The sequence below is a fragment of the Microbacterium sp. LTA6 genome (genome assembly GCF_045690355.1).
In the GTDB taxonomy this organism is placed as follows: Bacteria; Actinomycetota; Actinomycetes; order Actinomycetales; family Microbacteriaceae; genus Microbacterium.
The window spans coordinates 653,098-678,753 of sequence record NZ_CP147855.1 but is presented as its reverse complement, the minus strand read 5'-3'; the positions used below and the strand labels follow the sequence as shown (position 1 = coordinate 678,753).

The window sequence follows — 25,656 nt, the reverse complement described above, 5'->3', positions numbered from 1 at the left end:
GCGACTCCCTGACGCAGGGGAGAGCGGATGCGGCGCGCTCAGCGCCCTCCCGACGAGCCGCCGCTGCCCCCTCCGCCGGAGAATCCGCCTCCCGACGAGCCGCCCGCACTCGAGGAACTCTCTGAATACGTGGCCGCGGCGTGCGACGACACGGCGAATGCCGCGAGATGACTGCGGAGATACGGGGAAGTCGGGTCGCCGATCCACCCCGGTCCGCGTTGCGCTTGCGCGTACGCGGCTTCGAGCACACCGCCCCATTGGTCTTCCTGCCCGAACAGCATCGCGTACGGCAGCAGAAGCTCGTAGAGCTCGATGACGTTCACGCTGCCGTCCTGGCGACGCTCGGCACCGGTGTACGACTGCAGCATCTGCAGCCGGTCGGCTTCGGCCACGCGGATGAACTCGCGCACGCCGAGCAGGTACTCGTGGGCGAGAGCACCCTCCGGCGTGAGGACCGTGTGCTTCGAGAACGTGAACAGGCTCGACATCAAGACGGCGAACCCGCCGAAGGAGATCGCGACGAGAGCCGGGATGCCGGTCACCCGGCCGGAGATCGCCCCCCACAGGCTCAGGCCGAGCCCGACGGCGACGACGGCGATCGCACACCACTGCAGGACCATCGCCCCACGGCTGCGGACCCTCGTAGTGAGTCCACGCGATGCGGCCGCCGTCTTCCCGCTCTGCAGGAGGCCGTTCATGCGCCCGGCGAAGGACTCGTCGGTCAACGGGAGGCTCACGACGCCCTCGGCATCCGCGCCGAGGAACAGCGCATCGAGTGCCTCGACATCCAGCTGGTCGGGGATCCGGCCTCCTGGCGTTCTCCGCAACCGGGGCTGTCCGGTGGCGCCTTCGCTGTCCCCTGCTTCCTCGATGCGAAGAGTGCCCCGAACCGCGAGGTGCACGATCTCGGCGGGGATCGGATCCTTCGCACCAGGCACGATCGCGGCCGCGAGCAGCGGCGGCATCGAATCGGGCACGTCGTACTGCGCGATGACGACGCCGGTGGCGGTGCGGCGCCGGCGTTTGAGCACGGCCACTGCCGCACATCCGCCCGCAGAGAGCCCGAACGCTCCGAGGGCAGCCAGCGCCGGCACGGTGTCGGTCACCGTGTTGGGCGTGCGGGCGGAGGGTTGCGTGGCCGTGTTCGGCTCGAACCCGATCGCGACGGTCACACCATCACCGGCGGCGCGCTCACCGGACTCGACGCGGAACGAGGCCGCGTCGCCATCGGCGGACGGCCCCTGGATCGCGCACTCGTCGGTGGAACCCGCGTAGCCGGTGTAGCACCGCGCCGAGCCGGTGAGCTGCGCACTCATCGCCGCATCGAAGACGATCTCAGCGTGGAACGACTCGATCGCCTGACTGCTGTCCAGAGGGAGAAGATCCCAGTAGAACTCATCGGCCTGGCCGTCGTCGCGGTGCAGGATCACGTCGGTCATCTCGTACTCGATGACGTAGGTGTTGAGTCCCTGGACGTAGTCGTCGTCTCCGGTGAGGACGAGGATGAGGCCGTCGTCCTCACCGGTCTCGAACGGTACTGCCGCGCCGGTCTCGTCGGTGACGGAGATCACACGGGTGTCCAGATGCGCGTTGTCGTACGTGACCGGGAGCCCGCGGACGATGCCCCGGTTCTGGTCGAAATCGGGGAAGCGGGCGACGAGTGTTTCGGTGACGAGCATGTGCGACCGGCCGTCGTCATCCAGGCTGACCTCGTATCGGGCATCCCAGGACGCATAAGAGAAGTCATCGACGTCGGCCGAGACCGCCGATGCCTGCCGATCTGCGTCGACGACGGATGCCGCGGCGGCGGCGGGGGCGAGCAGTCCCGCGCCCGCTATGGCGACCGCGGTAAGAACGGGGAGCATCCGGTTGACGGCCATTCTCCGAGGCTACCCAGCTGTCGCCATCGTCGGCAGAAATCGCCCCGGTAAACTGGGACCGACTTCCAAGGAGCCCCGAATGACTGACGCGTCTGCCGCGCCCGCTGCAACCCCCGCCGACACCCTCGAAGACGACGTCTTCGAGCAGAAGGCGGTGCGCCTGGCGAAGCGCGAGCGCCTGATCGCAGAGCGGTCGGATGCCGGTGGCGGTGCGTTCCCCGTCGCCGTTCCGGTGACGCACACCATTCCGGCGCTGCGCGCGGAGTACGGCGAGATCGAGGCCGACACCGCGACGGGCCTGATCGTCGGCGTGGCAGGGCGGATCGTCTTCAGCCGCAACACGGGCAAGCTCTGCTTCGCGACGCTGCAGGCCGGTGACGGCTCGCGCATCCAGGCGATGATCTCCCTCGCGAACGTCGGCGAGGAGTCCCTCGCCGACTGGAAGGCTCTCGTCGACCTGGGCGACCACGTCTTCGTGCACGGTGAGGTCATCTCCAGCCGCCGCGGCGAGCTGTCGATCATGGCCGATGCCTGGACGATCGCGTCGAAGGCGATCCTCCCGCTGCCGAACGCCTACTCCGAGCTCAGCGACGAGGGTCGAGTGCGCAGCCGCTACCTCGACCTCATCGTGCGCGAGCAGGCCCGGACGACCGTTCGCGCCCGCGCCGCGGTGAACGCCAGTCTGCGCGCCACTTTCGGAAGCCATGACTACCTCGAGGTGGAGACGCCGATGCTGCAGGTGCAGCACGGCGGAGCATCCGCTCGTCCGTTCATCACCCACTCGAACGCGTTCGACACCGACCTCTACCTGCGCATCGCGCCGGAGCTCTACCTCAAGCGCGCGGTCGTCGGCGGCATCGAGCGGGTGTACGAGATCAACCGCAACTTCCGCAACGAGGGGGCCGACTCCACGCACAGCCCCGAGTTCGCGATGCTCGAGGCGTACCAGGCCTACGGCGACTACAACCAGATGGCGGGGCTCACTCAGGAGCTCGTGCAGCAGGCGGCCATCGCGGTCAGCGGCTCGACGACAGTGATCTGGGCCGACGGCACCGAGTACGACCTCGGTGGCGAGTGGGACCGCATCTCGATGTACGAGTCGCTGTCTGCCGCATCCGGTCGCACCGTCACTCCGCAGGACGATGTCGACGACCTCATCGCGTTCGCCGAAGCGTCCGGTGTCGACCTGCCGCCGCAGGCGACGCACGGAAAGCTCGTCGAAGAGCTCTGGGAGCACTTCGTGAAGGGCGACCTCGTGCGTCCGACGTTCGTGATGGACTTTCCGGTCGACACCTCGCCGCTGGTGCGTGAACACCGCTCGATCGCCGGCGTCGTCGAGAAGTGGGACCTGTACATCCGCGGTTTCGAACTCGCAACCGGATACTCCGAGCTCGTCGACCCGGTCATCCAGCGCGAGCGCTTCGTCGAGCAGGCGAAGCTCGCCGCGCGCGGTGACGTCGAGGCGATGCCGGTCGATGATGAGTTCCTCCGCGCGCTCGAGCACGGCATGCCGCCGTCCGGCGGCATGGGCATGGGCATCGACCGGCTGCTGATGGCGATCACCGGGCTCGGCATCCGCGAGACCATCCTGTTCCCGCTCGTCAAGTAGCGCCTCAGCCCCGCTGGAAGGCCCACTCGGGCAGCATCGCGGCGCTGATCATCGAGCCCAGGAGAGCGGCGAGCCCGTACTCGGGATCGATCTCGCGCACCAGATCGATGTAGTGCGCGGCGTGACTGGAGCGTCCGAGCGCCCACGACAGCCACGCCGCGACCGTCAGAGGCCCGGGTCGAGAAGCGCGCGGTGCTCGTGCGGCAGCGCCCCGGACGATGGCGAGGGCCAGCCGCAGCCGGTCGGGATCGGGCTTCGGACCGCGCCCGAGGAAGACGGCGCCGAGGTCGTCGGGGATCGTCTCGCCGTTGTGCGAATAGGCGAGCTGGGCGTCGAGCACGCGGATGCCACGAGCGGCATCGGTCGCCCACTGGGTCAGCGCCACATCGCGGAAGATCGGTCGACCCAGGCACCACAGCAACGCCGCAGTCGCGAACGGAGGCAGATTCTCGGGCTCGTCGAGGAGCATCTCGAAGAAGGCCGGAATGTCGTCGAGAAGCACGACGGCGGCGAGCGCCTGCGGATTCTCGCCTCCGGTCAGCCGACCGGTGGCGTCATGGGCGAGCACCTCTTCGAGATCGTGGAGGGCCGTACCCACGCGCTCCTTCTCCGCGAGGTCGATATGAGGCAGCGCGGTGCCGGCGAGCTGATCGCCGGCGACGTCGCCGACGCCCGGAGCGACCGGCGCGGCAGGGATATCGGCGAGCGGAGCGAGATTCGGCTCCTCCTCCAGGTAGCTCGCCCACCCGTCCGGGGTGACGCAGAGCGCATCGACGATGCGCAGACCGACATCCTCCGCACTGTCGAGGAGACCGTCGACGGCCACCGCCACGGGGAGCACGAGTCCGTCGCGCGTCGGCAGTGCAGACTCGTCGGTGTAGACGACGATCGCGACAGCATCCGTCCCCGTCACACGCGAGATGAGCGCGATGGCCGTCTCGACGTACTCGTCGAGGTCGACATCGTCGGAGGGGAGATCGACGCGCATCGCACCGTAGGCGCGCTTGCCGCGGAAGGGGAGCAGGACGATGCTCTCGCGCGGCGTGAAGCCGGCGAGGGCGGGGACGAGGCCGAGGAAATCGGCGGAGCCGGATGCGTGGAGAACTGTGGTCATCACGCGAGTGTGCTCGGGCGGGTCGCCCCGTGGGGGCCGAACGGTCCGATGTGGACGGATTCTCCGAGATCGGCGATTGTGCAGGAGGAGTCGAGGCCACAGCCGGTCCGCGTACCATGGAGGCATGGAGAATTTCTGGCTCGCAGCGGCATGGTCCCTTCTGCCGACCGTCGGTGTGAGCATCGTCTTCTTCATCGTGATCCGCGGCATCCTGCGTTTCGACCGCACCGAACGCAAGGTGCACGCGCAGATCGAGGCCGAGGAGCGCGCTGCGCGAGGCATGCCGCCCCGCCCCTGACGTGCAGGCTTCCGCTACTGTGAAGCGAAGCCTCGCCCATGGCGCGGCGCTGCGGCGAACGCCGTCGTGGCGAGGAGAGGTCGAGGGGACGCGATGATTCCGGAGGCCTGGCCGTGGTGGGTCGTCGGCTTCCTACTGGTCCTCGATATCGCCATCCGCATCACCGCGATCATCATCATCCCGCGCAATCGGCGGCCCACGTCCGCGATGGCCTGGCTGCTCGCGATCTTCTTCATCCCGTTCGTCGGGGTGTTCCTGTTCCTGCTGATCGGAAATCCGCGACTGCCCCGTGCCCGCCGTCGCAAGCAGGACCAGATCAACGAGTACATCAAAGAGACCAGTGAGAATCTGCACTTCGGCACGCTGCGGCCGAATGCGCCGGAGTGGTTCGACGCCCTGGTGCAGATGAACCAGAACATGGGGGCGCTGCCGTTGTCGGGCGACAACGGGGCCCGGCTGATCTCCGAATACCAGGAGTCTCTGGATGCGATGGCCGACGCCATCCGCAGAGCCGAGACCTACGTCCATGTGGAGTTCTACATCCTGCAGTCGGATGCCGCCACCGACAACTTCTTCCGCGCGCTCGAAGAGGTCGCGGCCAGAGGCGTCTCGGTGCGCGTGCTGCTCGATCACTGGGCGAACCGCTGGAAGCCGCGCTACAAGAAGACCATCGCTCGCCTGGATGCGATGGGTGCCGAATGGCATCTGATGCTCCCGGTGCAGCCCCTCAAGGGGCGGATGCAGCGGCCCGATCTGCGCAACCACCGCAAGCTCCTCGTGGTCGACGGACGAGTGGGGTTCCTGGGGTCGCAGAACGTCACCGATTCGACGTACAACCTGCCGAAGAACATCAAGCGCGGCCTGCACTGGGTCGACCTGATGGTGCGCGTCGACGGCCCTGTCGTCGCGAGCGTGAACGCCGTCTTCCTCGCCGATTGGTACAGCGAGACCGGAGAGGTGCTCAGCGACCTCGACATCACCAAGGTCGAGACCGGCACCGGAGACCTGGACTGCCAGGTCGTGCCGTCGGGGCCGGGATTCGAGACCGAGAACAATCTGCGCCTCTTCCTGGGCCTGCTCTACGCCGCTAAGCGCAAGATCATGATCGTGAGCCCGTACTTCGTGCCCGACGAAGCGCTGCTGATCGCGGTCTCGGCCGCATGCGACCGTGGCGTGGCCGTCGAGCTGTTCGTCTCGGAAGAGGGCGACCAGGCGGTCGTCTATCACGCCCAGCGCAGCTACTACGAGGCGCTGCTGAAGGCGGGCGTGCGCATCTGGATGTACCGCCAGCCGTACATTCTGCACACCAAGAGCCTCACCATCGACGACGAGACCGCCGTCATCGGGTCCAGCAACATGGACATGCGCTCGTTCGGTCTGAACCTCGAGGTGTCGATGTTGGTGCGCGGTGCGGAGTTCGTCGCCGGGATGCGCGCCGTCGAGGACCGGTACCGCGCGCTGAGCCGCGAGCTGACCCTGGAGGAGTGGATGCAGCAGCCGCTGCGCTCCACGGTTCTCGACAATCTCGCACGACTCACCTCCGCTCTGCAGTGACGGCGGGTACCCTGGGGGCCATGACCTCCCCCATGCGCCTTGTCGCCGCGTTGTCCGCGGTCGCCGCCTCTGTCCTGCTCATCGCCGGGTGCACTTCGACGCCGGGCGCCGTGACGCCGACGAGCACCGGTTCTGCGCCGCCGTCGAGTGCGCCGGATGACGACTACGCAGACATCGAGGGCACACTGCTGGACGGCGGGCGCATGTTCGCCGTCGTCACGTGGGGGTCGTCCACCTGCGTGCCGGTCGTCGACTCCGTCGAGGCGGACGGGCAGAACGTCACGGTCACAGTGAAGGACAACGAAGCCGACGAAGTCTGCACGAGAGACATGGCGCCGCGTGCGAGCATCGGGGCGCTGCCGGAGGGGGTCGACCCGACCAAGGAACTGACGCTGAACGTCACGTACGGCGACCTCGTCGATGACGTGGATCTCGACGGTGATCCGGCATTCACGGGTGTTCCCGGATCGTCGACGGACTACCTGCCGTCGGCCGGCTGGATCGGTGACGGCGGTCTCGTGCTGCTCACCTGGGGTTCGTCGAGCTGCCCGCCGGTCGTCGAGTCGGTCGAGGGTGCGGGCAATGCGGGCACGGTGACGTTCACCACCGACGACGAGCAGATGTGCACGATGGACATGGCGCCGCGGGGCACCCTGCTCAGCTTCGGTGACGATTCCGTCGAGGAGGACGGCTTCACGTTGACGCTCGTCGGCGGGAACCTCGACGGCACTGTGAGCGTCCTCGGCGACTGACCCCGGGGCGGTCAGAGCGCGTCGACGGGGTGCCCGGCGGGAAGTGCCAGGAGCAGCGCCTTCGGCTCGACGCGGCAGCGGATGCGGACGGCCAGTCCGAACTCGTCGCCATCCAACTCGATCGGTGTGGGGCCGCTTCCGGCCACCTCCGCGCTCAGCCCGCGCAGATAGTGCACGGATGCATCCCTGCCGCGCCGCTGCAGCACGAGCCGGCCGGCACGGAAGCGACGGAGCACGGAGTTGTCCCACCAGATCTTGCGCCAGACGCCGAGCCAGCCGAGCATGCCGGTGGGCTGGATGACGGCGATATCCAGGATGCCGTCGGCGATCGAGGCATCGGGGATGAGCGCGATCCCCGCAGGGAGGGTGCCGCAGTTCGCGAACAGGATGCTGTGCACCTTGGTCGAGTGCAGTCGGCCGTCGTCGATCTGATACATCGCACGGAACGGCTTCGCGCCGGCGAGGGAGCGTGCAGCGCCGTCGACGTACGCGATCCAGCCGACCGACTTCTTCAGGTCGGATCGCGTGTTCGCGATCATGTCGGCATCCAGTCCGATGCCGGCGAGCACCACGAACGCATGTTCCGACGTCTCGCCGTCGGTGCGGGTGAGCGCTGCCCAGCAGATGTCGATCGGGTGCGTGAAGTCGCCGAGTGCTGCCCGGATCATCTCGGCCGGGTCGCTGAGCGGGAGGCCGAGGTTGCGGGCGAGGAGGTTGCCGGTGCCGCTCGGCAGGATCGCCAGGGGCACACCGGTGCCGGCGATCGCCTCCGCCACGGCGCGCACGGTTCCGTCGCCGCCGGCGACGAGCACCACATCGATGCCGCGGGCGAGCGCCTGCGCGGTTGCTCCCTGGCCGGCATCCTGGATCGTCGTCGGATAGAACGCGGGGTGGGCCCACCCCGCGTCCTTCGAAAGGTCGCGCAGCAAGGCGCGCAGCCGCTTCTCGTCGACCTTGATCGGGTTGTAGACGAGTGCCGCCTGGCGCGGGGCTGCGGCGGGCTTCGTCATGGCGCTACTCTAATCCCGCCATCCGGGTCGTTCCCGCGCGCGCCCTAGACTTGAGGGATGATCGACCTCGCTCTTCTCCGCGACCAGCCTGAGATCGTCCGCCGCTCGCAGGCCGCGCGTGGCAACGACCAGGGAACCGTCGACGCAGCGCTCGAGGCCGATCGATCGCGTCGTGCCGCGCTCGCCACGTTCGAAGAGCTGCGGGCCGAGCAGAACGTGTTCGGCAAGCAGGTCGCGAAGGCGCCCAAGGAGGAGAAGGCCGCGCTCGTCGCGCAGGTCAAGGACCTCGCAGACCGTGTCAAGCAGGCGCAGGTCGTCGCGAACGAGGCGGCCGACGCCGCATCCGCTGCCCTCGCGCGCATCGAGAACGTCGTCATCGACGGCGTTCCGGCCGGTGGCGAGGCAGACTTCGTCGAGCTGCGCAGGGTCGGCGAGGTTCCCGCGTTCGACTTCGAGCCGCGCGACCACCTGGAGCTCGGCGAGATCCTCGGCGCGATCGACATGGAACGCGGCGCGAAGGTCTCGGGTGCGCGGTTCTACTTCCTCCGCGGAATCGGCGCCCGCCTCGAGATCGCGCTGATGAACCTGGCGCTCGACAAGGCGCTGCAGAACGGCTTCGTGCCGCTGATCACGCCCACCCTCGTGCGGCCGGAGATCATGCAGGGCACCGGCTTCCTCGGCGAGCACGCCGACGAGGTGTACCACCTCGACAAGGACGACGACCTGTACCTCGTCGGCACCAGCGAGGTCGCGCTCGCCGGGTACCACAAGGACGAGATCGTCGACCTGTCCAAGGGCGCGCTGCGCTACGCCGGCTGGTCGACCTGCTACCGCCGCGAGGCCGGTTCGCACGGCAAGGACACCCGCGGAATCATCCGCGTGCACCAGTTCAACAAGCTGGAGATGTTCGTCTACACGACGGCGGAGGATGCCGAGGCCGAGCACCTGCGCCTCGTCGCCCTGCAGGAAGAGATGCTGACAGCCCTCGGGCTCGCATACCGGGTGATCGACGTCGCCGCAGGAGATCTGGGCTCGAGTGCCGCGCGCAAGTACGACATCGAGGCCTGGGTGCCCACGCAGGGGGCGTTCCGCGAACTCACGTCGACCTCGAACTGCACCGCGTTCCAGGCTCGTCGCCTCGACATCCGGCACCGTCCGGCTGCGGAGGACGGGAAGTCCGCCAAGACACAGCACGTCGCGACCCTGAACGGCACCCTCGCCACCACGCGCTGGATCGTTGCACTGCTGGAGACGCACCAGCGCGCCGACGGCTCCGTGCTCGTGCCCGAGGTGCTGCAGCCGTATCTCGGCGGCCTCGCCGTACTGGAGCCGGAGGCGTGACCGACGCTTCGCCCGGCTCGGGGACCCCCTGGCTCGTCGGACTCGACGTCGACGGCACCATCCTGCTTCAGGACGAGACGATGAGTCCCGGCGTGCCCGAGGCCGTCGCGCGGCTCAGAGACCTGGGCCACGTGGTCACGATCGCGACCGGTCGCAGCTGGATGGGCACGCAGCGCTACGTCGAGGAGCTCGGTCTGACTCCGGAGTACGTGGTGTGCTCGAACGGCGCGGTCACCATGCGACGCACAGGCAACGCGTGGGAGCGCTGGCATGTGGAGACGTTCGATCCCTCGACGGTGCTCTCGCTGCTGCGCGAGCGTCTGCCGGATGCGCGCTACATGGTCGAACTCGGGTCGGGGCAGCGGCTGTACACCGCGCAGCTCGACGACTGGACCCTCGACGGTGGGCGTCAGGTGCTGTTCGAAGAACTCGGCGCCGCGCCGGTCTCGCGCATCGTCGTGGTCTCGCCTGGGCATGACGAGGAGGACTTCCACCGTCTCGTCGCGGATGCCGGGCTCAACGAGGTCTCCTACGCGATCGGCTGGACCGCCTGGCTGGACATCGCTCCGCAGGGCGTCGACAAGGGCACGGCCATGGAACGCGTGCGCGCGCGGCTGGGTATCGACGGCCAGCAGGTGCTCGTCGCCGGTGACGGCCGCAACGACATCGGCATGTTCGGCTGGGCGCTCGGCGTCGGTGGCCGGGCGGTGGCGATGGGGCAGGCTCCGGATGTCGTGAAGGACGCCGCGGGGGAGATCACCGGAGATGTGGCCGATGGCGGGCTCGCGACGGCGTTGAACACGCTTCCTGCGGCCGTCGAGGTCGGCGCGGGCGAGTAGCGCTCTGGTTCGAGCCCGAATGGGGCTCGACGACCTGAGGAACCCGCCCCGGCGCGAGACGTGCATGCGAGTGGACTTCCGTGATTCTACGGATGTCGGCCTGTCTCGTCGGGTGCGAATCTGAAGGCGCACGATCGTCGACACGACGATGATGCCGCCGAGGTTGGCTCGCCCCGGTGAAACAGGGTCGAGAGGATGACGTCATGGGTTTCAAGGTCCGAGGGGCAGTGGCCGCTGGCGCGATCGCATTGGCGATCGCGTGCGGGACGCCGATAGCGGCCCACGCGGGCGACACCGTCTATGCGTGGAACTATCAGGGAACCGACTCCGGCGGGGCGTACGTGTACTCGAATCACCTCGGTGGAACGATCACGCTCGCGTCGTTCGTAGGCGACTCGTTCTACGGTTCGGAAGCGGACATCGTTCTGGACTCCGTCGGCAAGGACTGAACGTGGTGCGGCCGCCGTATCAGCCTCGAGGGTCGAATCGGGCGGGCGGGTGAGTCGCCGCCACGAGCGCACGCAGTTCCTCCAGCGCTGACGGCGCGGCACCCAGCGCGCGTGCCTGTACGAGGACGTTACCCAGAGCGGTCGCCTCGACCGGACCCGCCAGCACGGGAAGACCGGAGCGGTCGGCCGTCGCCTGGCAGAGCAGCCGATTCAGGGATCCGCCGCCGACGAGATGGATGGCGTCGATCTCGCGCCCTGACAGCGTGCCAGCGGTGCGGATCGCGTCGGCGAAAGCGTCGGCGATGCTCTCGACGATGCTGCGCACGAACGCGGCTCGCGTGGCCGGGACCCCTTCGCCGGATGCCCGGAGCAGGACGGCGATCCGGGCCGGCATATCCCCTGGCAGGCTGAGTGTTGCGTCGTTCGCATCGAACAGCGGAATGTCTCCGGCGACCTCTGCTGCCGCCACCAGCAGTACAGGCAGGTCGATCGGCGCGCCGTCCTCCGCTGCCCAGGCGCGCACGCTCTCGCTGAGGAGCCAGAGTCCGGTGACGTTATGCAGGAAGCGGATGCGCCCGTCGACGCCGCGCTCATTGGTGAAGTTCGCGTCTCGCGCGGCATCCGACAGCACCGGCTCTGCCAGCTCGACGCCGACGAGTCCCCAGGTGCCGCAGGAGATGTAGGCGGAGCGCGGAGAGGAGAGGGGGGCAGCGGCGACGGCGGATGCCGTGTCGTGCGACCCCACGGCGATGACCGGCAGGGTCTTGCCGACGCGGCCGGCGACGTCAGGACGCAGCGTTCCGAGCAGCATTCCCGGGTCGACGAGGCCAGGGAGCAGCCGCTCCGGGATGCCGATGCGCTCGGCGAGCTCGAGATCCCACTCACCGGTGCGGATGCAGAGCAGTCCTGTCGTCGACGCGTTCGTCCGTTCGGCGACGCGGGCTCCGGTGAGCAGGAACGCGATGAGGTCGGGGATGAGCAGCGCAGTGTCCGCGTCGGGCAGACTCTTGTCGGCCCGGTACTGGTACAGCGTGTTGAACGGCAGGAACTGCAGGCCGTTGCGCTCGTAGAGCTCGTCGAAGGGGGCGACATGGTGGACGTCTAGGACACCCCTTTCGGTGCGCCCGTCACGGTAGTGGAACGGCTGATCGAGCAGTTCGCCGTCGCGCAGCAGGCCGTAGTCGACCGCCCACGAGTCGACGCCGATGCTCTCGATCGCCGGCTCGCGGCGGACAGCCTCGGCGAGGCCGTCGAGGATGTTCTCGTACAGGGCATCGAAGTCCCAGTGCAGGCCGTCTTCGCGCTCGACCGGTCCGTTCGGGAACCGCGAGATGAGTTCGAGCTCGAGCGATCCGTCGCCGACGCGGCCGATCATCACCCGTCCGCTGGTGGCGCCGAGGTCCACCGCTGCGACCGCGCGCACGGTCATCTCCTGGCCGCCGCTCGGTCGTGCGGACGGATCGACGCGTTTCGTCTCGTCGCTGGCGCTCCTCCCCACCCCTCTCCGACCAGCGCTTCGCGCTGCCCGGAGCCTCGGGGGCGTGGGCCCGGCTCAACGATCGATGACGATCCCCGGGCGTTGAGCGAGCGAAGCGAGACGAAACGCTGCCGAAGGGTCATCGCAGGAACGCGGCCGCGACGCCGGAGTCGACGGGGATGTGCAGGCCGGTGGTGCGGCTCAGCTCCGGGCCGGTGAGCACATAGACGGCATCCGCCACATTCTCCGGTACGACCTCGCGCTTGAGGATCGTGCGGTTCGCGTAGAACTGGCCGAGGTCCTCTTCCGCGACGCCGTAGGTCGCGGCGCGGTTCGCGCCCCAGCCCGAGGCGAAGATGCCGGAGCCTCGGACCACACCGTCGGGGTTGATGCCGTTGACGCGGATGCCGAACTCACCGAGCTCGACGGCGAGCAGGCGTACCTGGTGCGCCTGGTCGGCCTTCGTCGCGGAGTACGCGACGTTGTTCGGGCCGGCGAAGACGGAGTTCTTCGACGAGATGTAGATGATGTCACCGCCGAGCTTCTGGTCGATGAGCACCTTCGCTGCCGCCTTCGACACCAGGAACGAGCCCTTCGCCATCACATCGTGCTGCAGGTCCCAGTCCTTCTCGGTCGTCTCCAGCAGCGGCTTCGAGAGCGAAAGTCCGGCGTTGTTGACCACGAGGTCGACGCCTCCGAAGGCTAGGACCGCCTCGTCGAGCGCGGCCTGTACGGCGGCGGCGTCGGCGACGTTCGCGGCGACGCCGATCGCGACATCGGTGCTTCCGAGTTCCGCTGCCGCAGCCTGCGCCTTCTCGAGGTCGAGGTCGGCGATGACGACACAGGCGCCCTCGGCCGCGAGCCGGGTGGCGATGGCCTTGCCGATGCCGGAGGCTGCTCCCGTGACGAACGCGATGCGTCCCTGGTGGGACTTCGGCTTCGGCATCCGCTGCAGCTTCGCCTCTTCCAGCGCCCAGTATTCGATGCGGAACTTCTCGGCATCGGAGATGGGGGAGTACGTCGACAGCGCCTCGGCGCCGCGCATCACGTTGATCGCGTTGACGTAGAACTCGCCGGCGACCCGAGCGGTCTGCTTGTTCGCTCCGTAGGAGAACATGCCGACGCCCGGCACGAGCACGATGAGCGGGTCGGCGCCGCGGATCGCGGGGGACTCGGCTGTCGCATGCGCGTCGTAGTACGACTGATAGTCGGCGCGGTATTCGGCTTGCAACTCGTGGAGGCGCGCGATCTGTTCCTCGGCGGATGCCGAACCAGGCAGGTCGAGAATGAGCGGCTTCACCTTGGTGCGCAGGAAATGGTCGGGGCAGCTCGTGCCGAGAGCCGCGAGTTCCGGGGCGCGCTCGGACGCGAGGAAGTCGAGCACGACATCAGCATCGGTGAAGTGCCCGACCATCGGCCTGTCGGTCGAGGCGATGCCGCGGATCGTGCCGGCGAGGGCAGCGGCGCGTTCACGGCGATCGGGATCGGGAAGGGCCTCGAAGCCGGCGCGGGTGCCGCCGAACGGGTCGGCCTTGCCGTGCTCGGCGATGTAGGCGGCAGCGGTGTCGATGATCCAGAGGGAGTTCGCCTCGGACTCCTCGGACGTGTCGCCCCACGCGGTGATGCCATGCCCGCCGAGGATGCAGCCGATTGCCTGCGGGTTCTTCGCCTTGATGGCGGCGATGTCGAGACCGAGCTGGAAGCCGGGACGCCGCCAGGGCACCCAGACGACCTTCTGTCCACCTGCGCCGTCGCCGAAGATCTTCGCGGTGAGTTCCTCGCCGTCTGCAGCCGTCGCGATCGCGATGCCGGAGTCGGGATGCAGGTGGTCGACGTGAGCGGCATCCACGAGCCCGTGCATGGCCGTGTCGATCGAGGGAGCGGCTCCTCCCTTGCCGTGCAGGCAGTAGTCGAAGGCGGCGACCATCTCGTCTTCCCGGTCGATGCCGGGGTAGACGTCGACGAGCGCGCGCATGCGATCGAGGCGCAGCACGGCCAGGCCCGGCTCGGTCAGCGTGCCGAGGTCGCCGCCGGAGCCTTTCACCCAGAGCAGTTCGACCGGCTGTCCCGTCACGGGGTCGATCTCGGCGCCCTGGGCGGAGGTGTTGCCGCCGGCGTAGTTCGTGTTCTTGGGGTCGGCGCCCAGGCGATTGCTGCGCGCGAGGAGAGCGGCGGCGGTGGGGTTGGTCATGTCAGCCTTCTTGGGTCGGTGCAGTTCGGGTCGACTCGACGTGCGAGCGCGTCATGCGTCGAGGCGGGTGTGACAGGTCCACGCGGTGGATGCGTGCGGCGAATCGCTCGACGGATGCCGTGGCCGCGGCCTCCTCTGGACGGTTGAGGTGCCCGTGGGTGGTGTCCGGCTCTGTCGACACGTCGATCTCGACTCCCGCTTCTGCGAGTGCCAGGGCGAATGCTTCGCCGGAGACCCGGAGTTCGTCGGCCTCGCCGTTGATCATGATCGTGGCGGGGAAACCGGCGAGCTGCGCTGTCGTCGCGGTGCCGGGGATGGCGTAGACATCGGCGCCGTCGACAGCCCCGCCGAGGTAGTTCTCGTACATGCCGAGCACGATCTCCGGGCCGAATCGGTCGGCGTCGGGATCCGCGTCGAGCAGCGCGCGCAGCGCGGCATCCGGAGCATCCTGCACGGCCTGCAGCGTCGGATAGGCGAGCACAGCCAGCGCGGGGACGACATCGCTCTCGTGCGCGAGACGAAGTGCCGCACCGGCGGCCAGGTTGCCGCCCGCGCTCGCGCCGCCGATCGCCCACGGCCCGGTCGCCGGACCTGATTCCGTGGCCCACTGGAATGCGAAGACCATCTCCTCGTGCGCGACGGGGTAATGAGCGCCTCCGAGCGCCCGGGCGTCCGGCGATTCGCCGCCATCCGCGGGCAACGGCGCCAAGCGGTACTCCACGCTGACGACCGTGACGCCGCGCTCGGCGAACGCGTGGCTGACCCAGTCGGCCTCGGGCATTTCGAGCTCGCCGGCGGCGAACCCGCCGCCGTGCGCCCAGACCAGGCCGTGCGTGCGGGGGGATGAGGGCGAGTAGACGCGCACGCGGAGCGGCCCGTGCGGTCCGTTCAGAATCCGGTCGGCGACCTCGACGGGAGTGGTCATCGACTCAGGCGCCCCAGCCGGCCTGCACGCCGCCGACGCGGTCGGCCGCGATCCGCGCCAGGTGGCCGGACTCGGCGAACGCCTTCATCGGGTCCGCTGCGAGACCGCGAGACTCGCGCCACTCGGCCAGGGCAGGACGGACGTCGGTGTAGAAGGCATCCATGAACACGGCGTTGGCGGCGAGCACATCGCCGGATTTCTGCGCCTGGGTGAGAGCGTCGCGATCGACGAGCAGCGCGCGAGCCGTCATCTCCTGCACGTTGAGCACCGAGCGGATCTGGCCGGGGATCTTGTCTTCGACGTTGTGGCACTGGTCGAGCATGAACGCCACGTCTGGGTTGTTCAGCCCGCCACCCCTGACGACCTCGAAGAGGATGCGGAACAGCTGGAACGGGTCGGCCGCGCCGACGATCAGGTCGTCGTCGGCGTAGAAGCGCGAGTTGAAGTCGAACGAGCCGAGCTTTCCGAGGCGCAGCAGCTGCATCACGATGAATTCGATGTTGGTGCCCGGTGCATGATGGCCGGTGTCGAGGCAGACCATCGCCTTGTCGCCGAGGGATGCGACCTGTGCGTACGACGTACCCCAGTCGGGAACGTCGGTGTGGTAGAAAGCCGGCTCGAAGAACTTGTACTCCAGCACCAGGCGCTGGTCATCTCCCAGGCGCGCGTAGATCGTCTGCAGCGATTCCTGCAGGCGGTCCTGGCGTCCGCGCAGGTCGGCTTGGCCGGGGTAGTTCGAGCCCTCGGCGAGCCAGATCTTCAGGTCACGGCTCCCGGTCGCATCCATGACGTCGATGCAGGCGAGGTGGTGGTCGATCGCCTTCCGGCGGATCGCGGAATCCTCGTGGGTGAGGGCCCCGTACTTGTAGTCGTCGTCCTGGAAGGTGTTCGAGTTGATGGTGCCCAGGGCCACGCCGAGGTCCTCGGCGTGCGTGCGGAGAGCGGCGAAGTCGCACATGTCCCAGGGGATGTGCAGCGCCACGCTCGGCGCGAGCGCCGTGTACTTGTGCACCTGAGCGGCGTCGGAGATCTTCTCGAACGGGTCGCGTGGTGTGCCCGGTGTGCCGAACACCTTGAAGCGCGTGCCGGAGTTGCCGAACGCCCAGGAGGGGAGCTCGATGGCCTGCTGCTCGAGGGCGGCCAGGGTGTCGGGGGAGAGGATGCTCATGGGGCGCTGCCTTCGTCGTCTTCGTCGGATGTATCGGGCTCGCCGGCTGCGACGAGCTGGTCTTCGAGATGGAACACCTCGGACAGCGGGATGGCCGCCTGATCGGGACGACCGTCGAGGCCGATGAAGAAGCGACCCATCTCGGCCTCCCATCGGGAAGCGACCTCGGAGGCGGCGAGGTACGCCTGCGCTGCCGCGTCGTCGTCGGTCTCGTAGTAGCCGACGAGGGTGCCGTTCTCGTCGTGGAAGAGGGAGTAGTTGCGGCGACCGGCGGCCGCGATCTCGGCGAGCATCTCGGGCCACACCGGGGAATGGCGAGCGAGGTACTCGTCCAGCAGCTCAGGGCGGACCTGAAGCCGGAAGCAGTGGCGGGTCATGGGCTCACATTTCGGAGGATCGTCATTGAATCGTTTCATGCAAGTCTAGAGGGTGACGGATGAGATGTGCAAGAACGGTCGTGGGACCGGCCGGGTCACTCGTCGAGCAGGCCGGCGATCTCGTCATTCGTGAGGCGTCCGTCAGCGACGGCTCCGCGGAACGACACGGTGATGCTCGCGCCGACGTCGAGTCGGAGCGCGTCCTCCCAGGCGAGCGCCGAGCCCACGCCGGGATAGGCGTCGACGCGCACGAACCAGGGGTCCTCACACGTGCGGTCGTCATCGCCGGCGAGTGCGACGGTGGCCTCGCCGTCACCGAAAAGCGCGCTGAACGCCAGCCACGGCGCGACGGTGCCGTGCACGGCGTCTTCGCCTGCCGCTCGTCCGGTTCGCACGTCGACATCGGATGCCGAGGGGAACCGCCAGGTGAAGCCGCCGTAGCCGCCGCCGATGCGTCCGTTGCTGGCTGGGCTGCCGAGTTCGACCGGAGTGCTCTCCGCCCGCAGCGTCGTCGTCGTCCGGAACAGCCATGCACGCGGATCGGATGACTCTCGCAGCTGCCACCGCGTGGATTCGCTCAACAGCACGGCGCCGCCGGGCGCGATCCAGTCGGCGGTCGAGGAGAAGCCGTCATCGTCGAGGGCGAACGACGTCGTCCGGATGCGGCCGTGGTCGCTCAGCCAGCGATATCCGAGGTCGCGTGTGTAGGTGGGGCCACCCCAGAAGTTCACGCTGTTCACATGCTGAAGCGCGATCGAGACACCGAGGTGCCAATGGTGATCGGCGGGGTGTGCGGCGGAGACGACGACGCCGGACGGCGTGCGCACGGGGTGCAGGAAGGGCCGCGATCCCGACGTGTGGGCGACTGCCGATCCGTCATCATGCACGGCGACGACGGCCGCGCCGACACGGAGCTCGTGCGTGCGGCCGGCCAGTGGCGCCGCAGCGAAGGGGGCATGCAGCTCGCTGAACAGGGCGCCGGATCTCGCGGTGCGCTCGACCCACTCCACGATGCCGTCGATGGTCGTGAGGGGTGACGGTCGGTCGGTGAGGAGCGTGATCGCAGCATCCTCTACCGGTATGGGGTCGGGCGCGGTGCGCACCGCCTCCATCACGGCCATGAACGCTCCGGTCTCGACCAGGGGAGCGTGCAGGGGGACGCCGTGGTCGCGATGATCGAGCAGCTCCTCGAAGAGCTCGGTGCGTCCGGTGTCGACCTCGCTGCCGTCCGGGTGGATGAGCCGGTCGGTCGTGTAGGAGAAGATCACGTCGGCCTCGGGCGTGCGCACCTCGATGAGCGGGTCGGAATGCTCGGGGGCGGCGAGGGTCAGCGCCGCGGAGACGATTCGCCCGTCGGTGAGCGTGATCCGGACGCTGGAGGTGTCGTCTGCCTCGATGTCGTTCGCGCGGTAGAGCTCGAGCTCTACTCGCGCGACGTCGTCACGGCGCCGGGCGCCGGCGATGCGCAGAGCAGTGGCGACGGCGTGCGAGAGCGGGTTTGTCACGACACCGTCCACGACGGGGTGGCCGTCGAGGGTGCGTCTGCCCGCCCATGCAGAGCGCGACCAGTAGGCGGCATCCCTCGCCCAGGCGCCCCAGGTTGCGACCGATGTCGGTTCGCCCAGTTCTGCGAGGCGGTCGAACGCGTGCGAGCCGAAGCTCTGAAACCCGACCTGCACCGCTCGACCTGAGCGCTTCTGAAGGGCCAGCAGTGCTTCGAACTGCTCGATGGTCGCGAGCGGCGGTTTCTCGAGGTAGAGATCGCAGCCACGCTCGAGCGCGAGCGAGGCAAGTGCGAAATGCGTGCCGGTCGGCGTCGCGATGATCACCACGTCGGGGCGGATGCCCGCGTCGAAGGCCTCGGCGAGCCCGGCGAAGGCGGGTGCGTCGGAGCCGTAGCCCTCGCTGGGTCCACCGTTCGGATCCGCCAACGCCACCACGCGCACACGATCACCGAGACGTTCCAGGTTGCGCAGGTGGTCGGCGCCGAAACCGTGGGCTCCGACGAGCAGCACGTCTGTGGCCATCGCGGGAATCCTTCGGTCGGGGAGCGGATGCTGCATCACATTCTCCTCCAGCATATGGGAAAGCGCTTCCCGACCGAAGGGGATGTATCGACAGGCGGCCTGGAGGGCGGAACTATGGGCGTGTTCATTACAACGTTTACCATACGATCGATGATGATGAGAATGAGCTATTGCGAAACGTTTCAATCCCGAGTAGATTGCCGGGAAGCGCTTTCCTGTTAGCGCGAAACCACAGCAATGACCGGTCAGCGGCGCCCGGCCCCCACCGGTCGACGAAGAAGTTCACCAAGAGAGGACAACGATGTTCATTACGAAGCGAATCGCGGCGGCGACCGCCCTCGTCGCGGGTGCGGCACTCGCGCTCGCCGGCTGCGCCGGAGGCGCAGCACCCGATGCGAAGCCGGTCTACGACGCCGACGAGAAGGTCACGCTCACCTTCACCTGGTGGGGCAACGACGACCGAGCCAGCCGTTACGAAGCACTCATCGAGGCGTTCAACGAGGAGTACCCGAACATCACGATCGAGGGCAGCTTCACCGACTTCCCCAGCTACTGGGAGAAGCGCCAGACCGAGGCAGCTGGCAACGGTCTCCCCGATGTCTGGCAGTTCTCCGACTCGTATCTGCGTCAGTACGGGGAGTCGGGCCTGCTGCTCGACCTCGGCACGTACAAGGACTTCGTCGACACCTCGACGTTCGATGAAGCGCTGCTCGGCACCGGGCAGCTCGACGGCAAGCAGTTCTCGCTGCCGACCGGCTACAGCGCCTGGGCGGTCTTCCAGAACGACGACCTGCTCAGCCAGGTCGGTGTCGAGCCGTACGAAGGCGGCACCTCGTACGAGGACCACGATGAATGGATGGCGAGCGTCACCGAGGCCTCCGCCGGCAGCGTCTACGGCGGCACCGACTACACGCAGCGCATCCAGAACCTCGAGCTCCTGCTCCGTCAGGACGGCGGAAACCTGTTCACTGACGACGGCGCCCTCGGCTTCGACGAGGACCAGTTGCGCGACTTCTGGGAGTCCGGCGCGCAGGTGCGCGACGGCGTCGGCATTCCGCAGTCCCGGCTCGAGGAGATCACCCCGACCTCGGGACTCGGCGCCAAGCTGACCGCGAGCGAGATGAGCTGGTCGAACTTCCTCGGCGGATATCTCGCCGAGACGGGCGACTCCGCGCTGTCGATGGTGGCACCGCCGACCAGCGACGACGACGCCAAGGACCTCTACCGCCAGGCCGGACTGCAGGTCGCGGTCTCGGCCAACACCGAGCACCCGGAGGCCGCCGCGATCTTCCTCGACTTCCTGGTCAATTCGCCCGAGTCCGGCGAGATCTTCGGCACCACACTCGGATTCCCGGCTTCCTCGAGCAAGCTCGACGGAGCGAAGCTCGAAGGCGCTGACAAGCAGGTCGCCGACTACCTCGAGTCCGTCGCCGACCGCATCGGAGACGCGCCTCCGGTTCCGGTGAAGGGATACGGCTCGATCGAGCAGACGTTCTGGGACCTCGGCAAGTCGATCGGTCTGGGGGCGATCAGCGTCGACGACGCGGTGACCCAGTTCTTCGATGAGGCCGAAGTCATCCTCGCGGGCTGACCCGGAAAGGATCACTGCGATGTCCACCGAATCGGCGATCGCGCCGAGTGCTTCACGCGTCGCCGATTCCGGTGACCGCCCCTCGGTCGATGGCCGAGGGGCGGTATCCCGGCGGCGCGGTTCCCGCCGGGATACCGTCGCCGGTTACGTCTTCCTCTCGCCGTGGCTGCTCGGCTTCATCGGTCTCACGGCCGGGCCGATGTTGTTCTCGCTGTATCTGGCGTTCACGACGTACGACATCTTCAGTTCGCCGCAATGGACGGGACTTGCGAACTTCGAGCGGATGATGGGAGACCAGAAGTTCTGGGGCTCCGTCCAGATCACGCTCGGGTACGTCCTCATCGGCACACCGATCAAACTGGCCGCGGCGCTCGGCGTCGCGATGCTGCTCAACGCACGCTCCCGCGGCTCCGGCTTCTTCCGGTCGGCCTTCTATGCGCCGTCGCTGATCGGCGCCAGCGTCTCGATCGCGATCGTCTGGCGTGCGATGTTCGCCACGGATGGTCCGGTCGACGGCACGCTGAGCCTGTTCGGTATCGAGATGGGCGGATGGGTCGGCATCCCGGCGCTCGTGCTGCCGATGATGATCCTGCTCGCGGTCTGGCAGTTCGGGGCCCCCATGGTCATCTTCCTGGCCGGTCTCAAAGGGGTGCCGGCCGAGCTGTACGAAGCGGCATCCGTCGACGGCGCAGGCCCCTGGCGCAAATTCTTCAACGTCACCCTGCCCATGCTGTCCCCCGTCATCTTCTTCAACCTGTTGCTGGAGATGATCAATGCCTTCCAGATCTTCGCGTCGGCGTACATCATCGGCTCCGGTACCGGGGGACCTGCCGGCGCGACGAACTACTACACGGTCTACCTGTACACGCGTGCGTTCCGCGACGGGCAACTCGGTTACGCCTCGGCGATGGCCTGGGTGCTCCTGATCGTCGTCGGAATCATCGCGTTCCTGATGTTCCGCACCTCGAGAAGCTGGGTGCACTACGGAGGTGACTCGCGATGAGCGAGACGAGAACCCTGCTCACGGTCGACAAGAACCGGATCGCCCGCGCGGCTCCGGTCGGCCGGTCTCGCACGCGGTCGCGGACCATCGCCATCATCTGGGGGATCATCGCGATCGCCCTCGCCGCGATCGTGCTCTACCCGCTCATCTGGATGTTCGCGGCGTCCTTCAAGCCGCACTCCGAGTTCGGAGCCAACCAGGGGCTGCTGCCGCAGAACCCGACCTTCGACAACTACCTCACGGTGCTCGGCGGCGTGGGCGGCGTGCCGCTGTGGCAGTTCTTCCTGAACTCGCTGCTGCTCGCGGTCGGATCGGTGATCGGCGTCGTCATCTCTTCGTCGATGGCCGCGTATGCCTTCGCCCGGATCGACTTCCGGGGTCGGGCGGTCTTCTTCACGGTGATGATCGGAACGCTGCTGCTGCCGTTCCACGTGCTGATCATTCCGCAGTACATGCTGTTCCGGAATCTGGGGCTGGTCGACACCTTCGTGCCGCTGCTGATCGGGAAGTTCTTGGCCACAGAGGCATTCTTCGTCTTCCTCATGGTGCAGTTCATCCGCGGTCTGCCGCGCGAGCTCGATGAGGCGGCGCGGATCGACGGGGCAGGTCACCCGCGGGTGTTCTTCTCGATCACGTTGCCCCTCATCAAGCCCGCGCTGATCACGTCGTCGATCTTCGCGTTCATCTGGAGCTGGAACGACTTCCTCGGGCCGCTGCTGTACCTCAATTCACCGAGCAAGCAGCCGGTGCCGCTCGCGCTGCGGATCTTCAACGACCAGACCTCCACCTCGGATCTCGGTGCGACCATCGCGGTCTCCGTGCTGGCGCTGCTGCCCGTGCTGGCGTTCTTCATGATCTTCCAACGCTTCCTCGTCGAGGGCGTCGCGACGCAGGGGTTGAAGGGCTGATGACACGGCGCATGCCGCGGGCGCGGACCCGCAGGCCGGAGATCGACGGCAGCGTGCTGCGCTGGCCGGGCGCGGTGAACCGATACGCCCTGTTCGCGGAGGTCATGTGGGTCGGTATCCTGGTGGTCGCGTGCTCGTTGCCGATCGTGACGATGCCGGCCGCGCTCGCCGCCGGCATCCGTCATCTGCGTCGTCACCTGCGGGCGGAGGCATCCGGCGTCGGGCTCTTCCTGCGGGACGTGCAGGGGGCGCTCCTCGGTGGACTGGGCGTCGGGGCGGTCGCGGTCGCGGCGACCGCGTTGCTGGTCTGGGATGTACTGCTCGCGAGCGGGGGAGTGCTGCCCGGCGGGCCAGTGGTCGGTGTGGTCGGCGTGTTCGGTCTGCTCTTCGTCGCACTCGCCACCCTGACGGCCGCCGCCGGCTGGTCGCCGACGAGCGGATGGCTCGCCGCGGTTCGCGCCGTGCCCGCCAGGATCGGAGCGGATGCCATGGGATCGGCGTACCTCGCCGCGGCGATCGTGCTCACCGCGGTCGTCACCTGGCAGTTGCTCCCCTTGATCGTTCCGGGCGTCGGCTGCCTCGTGTTCGCGGTGGTGGCGGTCGGCGAACGGAAACGCTGAGTCGCGTGTCACACTGGACGGCGATGCGAGAAGGGCAGAGGTGACCATGTCGGTGAGCGTCAAGGATGTCGCGGCAACCGCCGGCGTATCGGTCGGCACCGTCTCGAACGTGCTGAACCAGCCCGATCGGGTCGCGCCCGCCACGGCGGAACGGGTGCTTCGGGTCATCCGCGAGCTCGGGTTCGTCCGCAACGATGCGGCCAGGCAGCTCCGGGCCGGCCGCAGTCGCAGCATCGGCCTCGTCGTCCCCGATGTCGGCAACCCGTTCTTCGCCGAGGTGGCACGCGGAGCCGAGGACAGAGCGGCCGAAGCCGGACTCACCGTCCTCCTCGGCAACAGCGACGAGAACCCGACGCGACAGGCCGCTCATCTCGAGCTGTTCCGCGAGCAGCGGGTGAACGGTCTGCTGGTCACACCCGTCTCCGACGACCTGACCGCACTGCGCGCGCTGAAGGAGGCCGGTGTGCCCGTGGTCTTCGTCGACCGTGAGGACCCGGATCAGGAGTTCGCGTCGGTCGCGGTCGACGATGTCGAGGGTGGGCGCCTCGCGGTCGCGCACCTGCTCGACCGCGGGCGCCGGCGGATCGCCTTCCTCGCCGGGCCGACGTCGATCCCGCAGGTCGCACATCGTCTTCAGGGCGCGCGCGCAGCCGTGGATGCTGTCGGTGGGGCGACGCTCGAGGTGATCGAGCGCGGAGGGCTGACCGTGCTGAACGGACGCGCAGCGGGGGAGGACATCGTCGCGCGCGTGCCGGCGGACCGCCCGGACGCCGTGTTCGCCGCCAACGACCTGCTCGCGGTCGGACTGCTTCAAGCCTTCGCTCTCGGTGGCGGCATCCGCGTCCCGGAGGACATCGCGCTGGTCGGCTACGACGACATCGACTTCGCTGCCGCCACGGTCGTCCCGCTCACCTCGGTGAGCCAGCCGGCGCGCATGCTGGGATGGACCGCGGTGGACCTGCTCCTCAAGGAGACATCCGAAGAGCCGCGTGATCATGACCGCTCCGTCCGCTTCCAGCCGCAACTCGTCGTACGGGAGTCGAGCGGCTGAGACATGCACATCCAGGACCCGCCCAGGTCGGCGCGAGAGAATGGAACTCGGCTAGACTCACGCCTTGTCGGTAGATGCATCTATCGGGAGGGTTGTCCGAGCGGCCGATGGAGCTGGTCTTGAAAACCAGTGGGCAGAGATGTCTCAAGGGTTCGAATCCCTTACCCTCCGCAGAATTGAGCACGGTGTAAGCCCCCAACGCACCGCATGCAGAGCCGAAAGGTCCCCGATTGAGCGAGAACACCCGACGCCGTCGCACCATCGCGCGGCATGGTCAGTTGCGTACGCCCAGCACGGCCTCTCAGCTGCTCAAGCTCATCGGCATCGCGATGGCGGTGGTGCTGGTCAGCGGCATCGGCGTCGCGGCGTATGTGTTCTACGACCTCGCCAGCACGGTCACGGCGAACGCCGTCGAGCTCGAGGGCCAGGAGGAGCTCCCGCCGGACATCGGTGCGTACAAGGGTGGATTCAACCTGCTCCTCACCGGCGTCGATACCTGTGAAGAGGCGTACAAGCAGTACTTCGGCGAGCGTTGCTCGGGTCCGGATTCGGAAGGCACCCTCAACGATGTGAACCTGCTGATCCACGTCTCCGAGGAACCCCGCCGCATCACGGCCGTCAGCTTCCCGCGCGACCTGATGATCCCGATCCCGGAGTGCGTGGATGCCGACGGCGACGTCCGCTCCGGGATGAGCAAGCAGCCCCTGAACACGGCGTACACCGACGGTGGCCTCAACTGCGTCGTGAAGACGATCTCCGCGCTCACGGGCCAGGAGATCCAGTTCGCGGCATCCGTCACGTTCGGTGGCGTGATCGAGATCACGAACGCGATCGGCGGCGTCGACGTGTGCCTCGCCAACCCCATCCAGGACGATCACACCGGCCTCGACATGGCGGCCGGAAACCACACGATCCAGGGGATCGAGGCGCTGCAGTTCCTCCGCACCCGCCACGGCGTCGGCGACGGCAGCGACCTCGGTCGCATCGGCAACCAGCAGCAGTACATGACGAGCCTGGCGCGCAAGATGATCAGCGGCGAGACGCTCGGCAACATCCCGGTGATGCTCAAGCTCGCGACCACCGGCGTGAAGAACCTCGAGCCGAGTCAATCGCTCGCCGATCCGATGAAGATCGTGCAGATCGCGCTCGCGGTGAAGAATGTGCCGTTCCAGGACATCGTCTTCCTGCAGTACCCGAACGTCACGGACTACGACGACCCCAACAAGGTCATCCCGGACGAGGAAGCCGCGGCGGCCATGTGGGACGCGATCAACGCCAATTCGCAGTTGCAGATCACCCACGTGAACACCGACAGGGACGGCGTCGTCGTGACGGACCCGCCTCCTGGCGAGACAGATCCGGCCACGACTCCGGATCCGTCGCAGCCCGTGGTGGCGCTGCCGGACTCCATCAAGGGCAACTCCGCGGCCCAGCAGACCTGCTCGAACGGCAACGTCCGCGAGTAGCGGCCA

General features: G+C 67.9%; 22 protein-coding genes and 1 tRNA gene. 14 read left to right on the top strand and 9 right to left on the bottom strand.

Annotation, left to right across the window (positions count from 1 at the left end; all coding sequences use genetic code 11):
• Positions 1–38: 38 nt before the first annotated feature.
• Complete coding sequence (locus tag LTA6_RS03190) at positions 39–1,880, bottom strand: DUF2207 domain-containing protein (RefSeq protein WP_407358618.1); 1,842 nt, start codon at positions 1,878–1,880, stop codon at positions 39–41.
• Between the two features lie 79 nt (positions 1,881–1,959).
• Between LTA6_RS03190 and lysS the strand changes: the two genes are divergently transcribed.
• Positions 1,960–3,489 carry a lysine--tRNA ligase gene (gene lysS / locus LTA6_RS03185; RefSeq protein ID WP_407358617.1) on the top strand — a complete coding sequence of 510 codons (1,530 nt, stop codon included), beginning with the start codon at positions 1,960–1,962 and terminating at the stop codon, positions 3,487–3,489.
• 4 nt (positions 3,490–3,493) lie between these two features.
• Here the strand turns inward: lysS and LTA6_RS03180 are convergent, their stop codons facing one another.
• Entirely contained in the window at positions 3,494–4,603 is a 1,110-nt protein-coding gene (locus tag LTA6_RS03180; RefSeq protein WP_407358616.1) for a DUF4192 family protein, read from the bottom strand.
• A gap of 124 nt (positions 4,604–4,727) precedes the next feature.
• Here LTA6_RS03180 and LTA6_RS03175 point away from each other — a divergent pair, with 124 nt between their 5' ends.
• The 3 genes from LTA6_RS03175 to LTA6_RS03165 all read left to right on the top strand — a co-directional run bounded on the left by LTA6_RS03175 (position 4,728) and on the right by LTA6_RS03165 (position 7,207).
• Positions 4,728–4,901: a hypothetical protein gene (locus LTA6_RS03175; RefSeq protein ID WP_363550853.1), complete on the top strand. Its 174-nt coding sequence runs from the start codon at positions 4,728–4,730 to the stop codon at positions 4,899–4,901.
• A 93-nt stretch (positions 4,902–4,994) separates the two neighbouring features.
• Positions 4,995–6,455 carry a cardiolipin synthase gene (gene cls, locus LTA6_RS03170; protein WP_341976079.1) on the top strand — a complete coding sequence of 487 codons (1,461 nt, stop codon included), beginning with the start codon at positions 4,995–4,997 and terminating at the stop codon, positions 6,453–6,455.
• 20 nt (positions 6,456–6,475) lie between these two features.
• Entirely contained in the window at positions 6,476–7,207 is a 732-nt protein-coding gene (locus LTA6_RS03165; protein WP_363550857.1) for a hypothetical protein, read from the top strand.
• A gap of 11 nt (positions 7,208–7,218) precedes the next feature.
• Here LTA6_RS03165 and LTA6_RS03160 read toward each other — a convergent pair whose 3' ends face one another.
• Positions 7,219–8,217: a diacylglycerol kinase family protein gene (locus LTA6_RS03160; RefSeq protein ID WP_341976075.1), complete on the bottom strand. Its 999-nt coding sequence runs from the start codon at positions 8,215–8,217 to the stop codon at positions 7,219–7,221.
• A gap of 57 nt (positions 8,218–8,274) precedes the next feature.
• On the opposite strand from LTA6_RS03160, the gene serS reads away from it, so the two are divergent.
• The 3 genes from serS to LTA6_RS03145 all read left to right on the top strand — a co-directional run bounded on the left by serS (position 8,275) and on the right by LTA6_RS03145 (position 10,846).
• Positions 8,275–9,558, top strand: coding sequence for a serine--tRNA ligase (gene serS / locus LTA6_RS03155; RefSeq protein WP_407358615.1), 1,284 nt, complete (start codon positions 8,275–8,277; stop codon positions 9,556–9,558).
• Between the two features lie 80 nt (positions 9,559–9,638).
• Complete coding sequence (locus LTA6_RS03150; RefSeq protein ID WP_407359243.1) at positions 9,639–10,397, top strand: HAD family hydrolase; 759 nt, start codon at positions 9,639–9,641, stop codon at positions 10,395–10,397.
• Between the two features lie 203 nt (positions 10,398–10,600).
• Positions 10,601–10,846: a hypothetical protein gene (locus LTA6_RS03145; protein WP_341976072.1), complete on the top strand. Its 246-nt coding sequence runs from the start codon at positions 10,601–10,603 to the stop codon at positions 10,844–10,846.
• Positions 10,847–10,865: 19 nt separating this feature from the next.
• Here LTA6_RS03145 and LTA6_RS03140 read toward each other — a convergent pair whose 3' ends face one another.
• From LTA6_RS03140 to LTA6_RS03115, 6 genes are all read right to left on the bottom strand, one after another.
• Positions 10,866–12,275, bottom strand: coding sequence for a rhamnulokinase family protein (locus LTA6_RS03140; RefSeq protein ID WP_407359242.1), 1,410 nt, complete (start codon positions 12,273–12,275; stop codon positions 10,866–10,868).
• Between the two features lie 187 nt (positions 12,276–12,462).
• Positions 12,463–14,514: a bifunctional aldolase/short-chain dehydrogenase gene (locus tag LTA6_RS03135; RefSeq protein WP_407358614.1), complete on the bottom strand. Its 2,052-nt coding sequence runs from the start codon at positions 14,512–14,514 to the stop codon at positions 12,463–12,465.
• A 1-nt stretch (position 14,515) separates the two neighbouring features.
• The gene (locus LTA6_RS03130; RefSeq protein WP_407358613.1) at positions 14,516–15,439 is read right to left on the bottom strand and encodes an alpha/beta hydrolase fold domain-containing protein; all 924 of its coding nucleotides are present in this window, start codon (positions 15,437–15,439) and stop codon (positions 14,516–14,518) included.
• A gap of 4 nt (positions 15,440–15,443) precedes the next feature.
• The gene (rhaI, locus tag LTA6_RS03125; protein ID WP_341976067.1) at positions 15,444–16,607 is read right to left on the bottom strand and encodes an L-rhamnose isomerase; all 1,164 of its coding nucleotides are present in this window, start codon (positions 16,605–16,607) and stop codon (positions 15,444–15,446) included.
• Positions 16,604–16,984, bottom strand: coding sequence for an L-rhamnose mutarotase (locus LTA6_RS03120; protein WP_407358612.1), 381 nt, complete (start codon positions 16,982–16,984; stop codon positions 16,604–16,606). Before LTA6_RS03120 ends, rhaI begins: the two co-directional genes overlap by 4 nt.
• A gap of 95 nt (positions 16,985–17,079) precedes the next feature.
• Positions 17,080–19,011 (bottom strand): DUF6807 family protein, encoded by a 1,932-nt coding sequence (locus tag LTA6_RS03115; protein WP_407358611.1) that lies wholly within the window; start codon positions 19,009–19,011, stop codon positions 17,080–17,082.
• A 301-nt stretch (positions 19,012–19,312) separates the two neighbouring features.
• On the opposite strand from LTA6_RS03115, the gene LTA6_RS03110 reads away from it, so the two are divergent.
• From LTA6_RS03110 to LTA6_RS03080, 7 genes are all read left to right on the top strand, one after another.
• Entirely contained in the window at positions 19,313–20,602 is a 1,290-nt protein-coding gene (locus LTA6_RS03110) for an ABC transporter substrate-binding protein (protein WP_407358610.1), read from the top strand.
• Positions 20,603–20,621: 19 nt separating this feature from the next.
• Positions 20,622–21,605: a carbohydrate ABC transporter permease gene (locus LTA6_RS03105; RefSeq protein WP_407358609.1), complete on the top strand. Its 984-nt coding sequence runs from the start codon at positions 20,622–20,624 to the stop codon at positions 21,603–21,605.
• Positions 21,602–22,513 carry a carbohydrate ABC transporter permease gene (locus LTA6_RS03100; RefSeq protein ID WP_341976060.1) on the top strand — a complete coding sequence of 304 codons (912 nt, stop codon included), beginning with the start codon at positions 21,602–21,604 and terminating at the stop codon, positions 22,511–22,513. The genes LTA6_RS03105 and LTA6_RS03100 overlap by 4 nt, the downstream gene beginning before the upstream one ends.
• Positions 22,513–23,133 carry a hypothetical protein gene (locus LTA6_RS03095; protein ID WP_341976059.1) on the top strand — a complete coding sequence of 207 codons (621 nt, stop codon included), beginning with the start codon at positions 22,513–22,515 and terminating at the stop codon, positions 23,131–23,133. Before LTA6_RS03100 ends, LTA6_RS03095 begins: the two co-directional genes overlap by 1 nt.
• A 46-nt stretch (positions 23,134–23,179) precedes the next feature.
• Positions 23,180–24,184 (top strand): LacI family DNA-binding transcriptional regulator, encoded by a 1,005-nt coding sequence (locus LTA6_RS03090; protein WP_341978256.1) that lies wholly within the window; start codon positions 23,180–23,182, stop codon positions 24,182–24,184.
• Positions 24,185–24,270: 86 nt separating this feature from the next.
• Positions 24,271–24,355: transfer RNA gene (locus LTA6_RS03085), tRNA-Ser, on the top strand.
• 59 nt (positions 24,356–24,414) lie between these two features.
• Entirely contained in the window at positions 24,415–25,650 is a 1,236-nt protein-coding gene (locus LTA6_RS03080) for an LCP family protein (RefSeq protein WP_407358608.1), read from the top strand.
• The last annotated feature ends 6 nt before the right edge of the window (positions 25,651–25,656 follow it).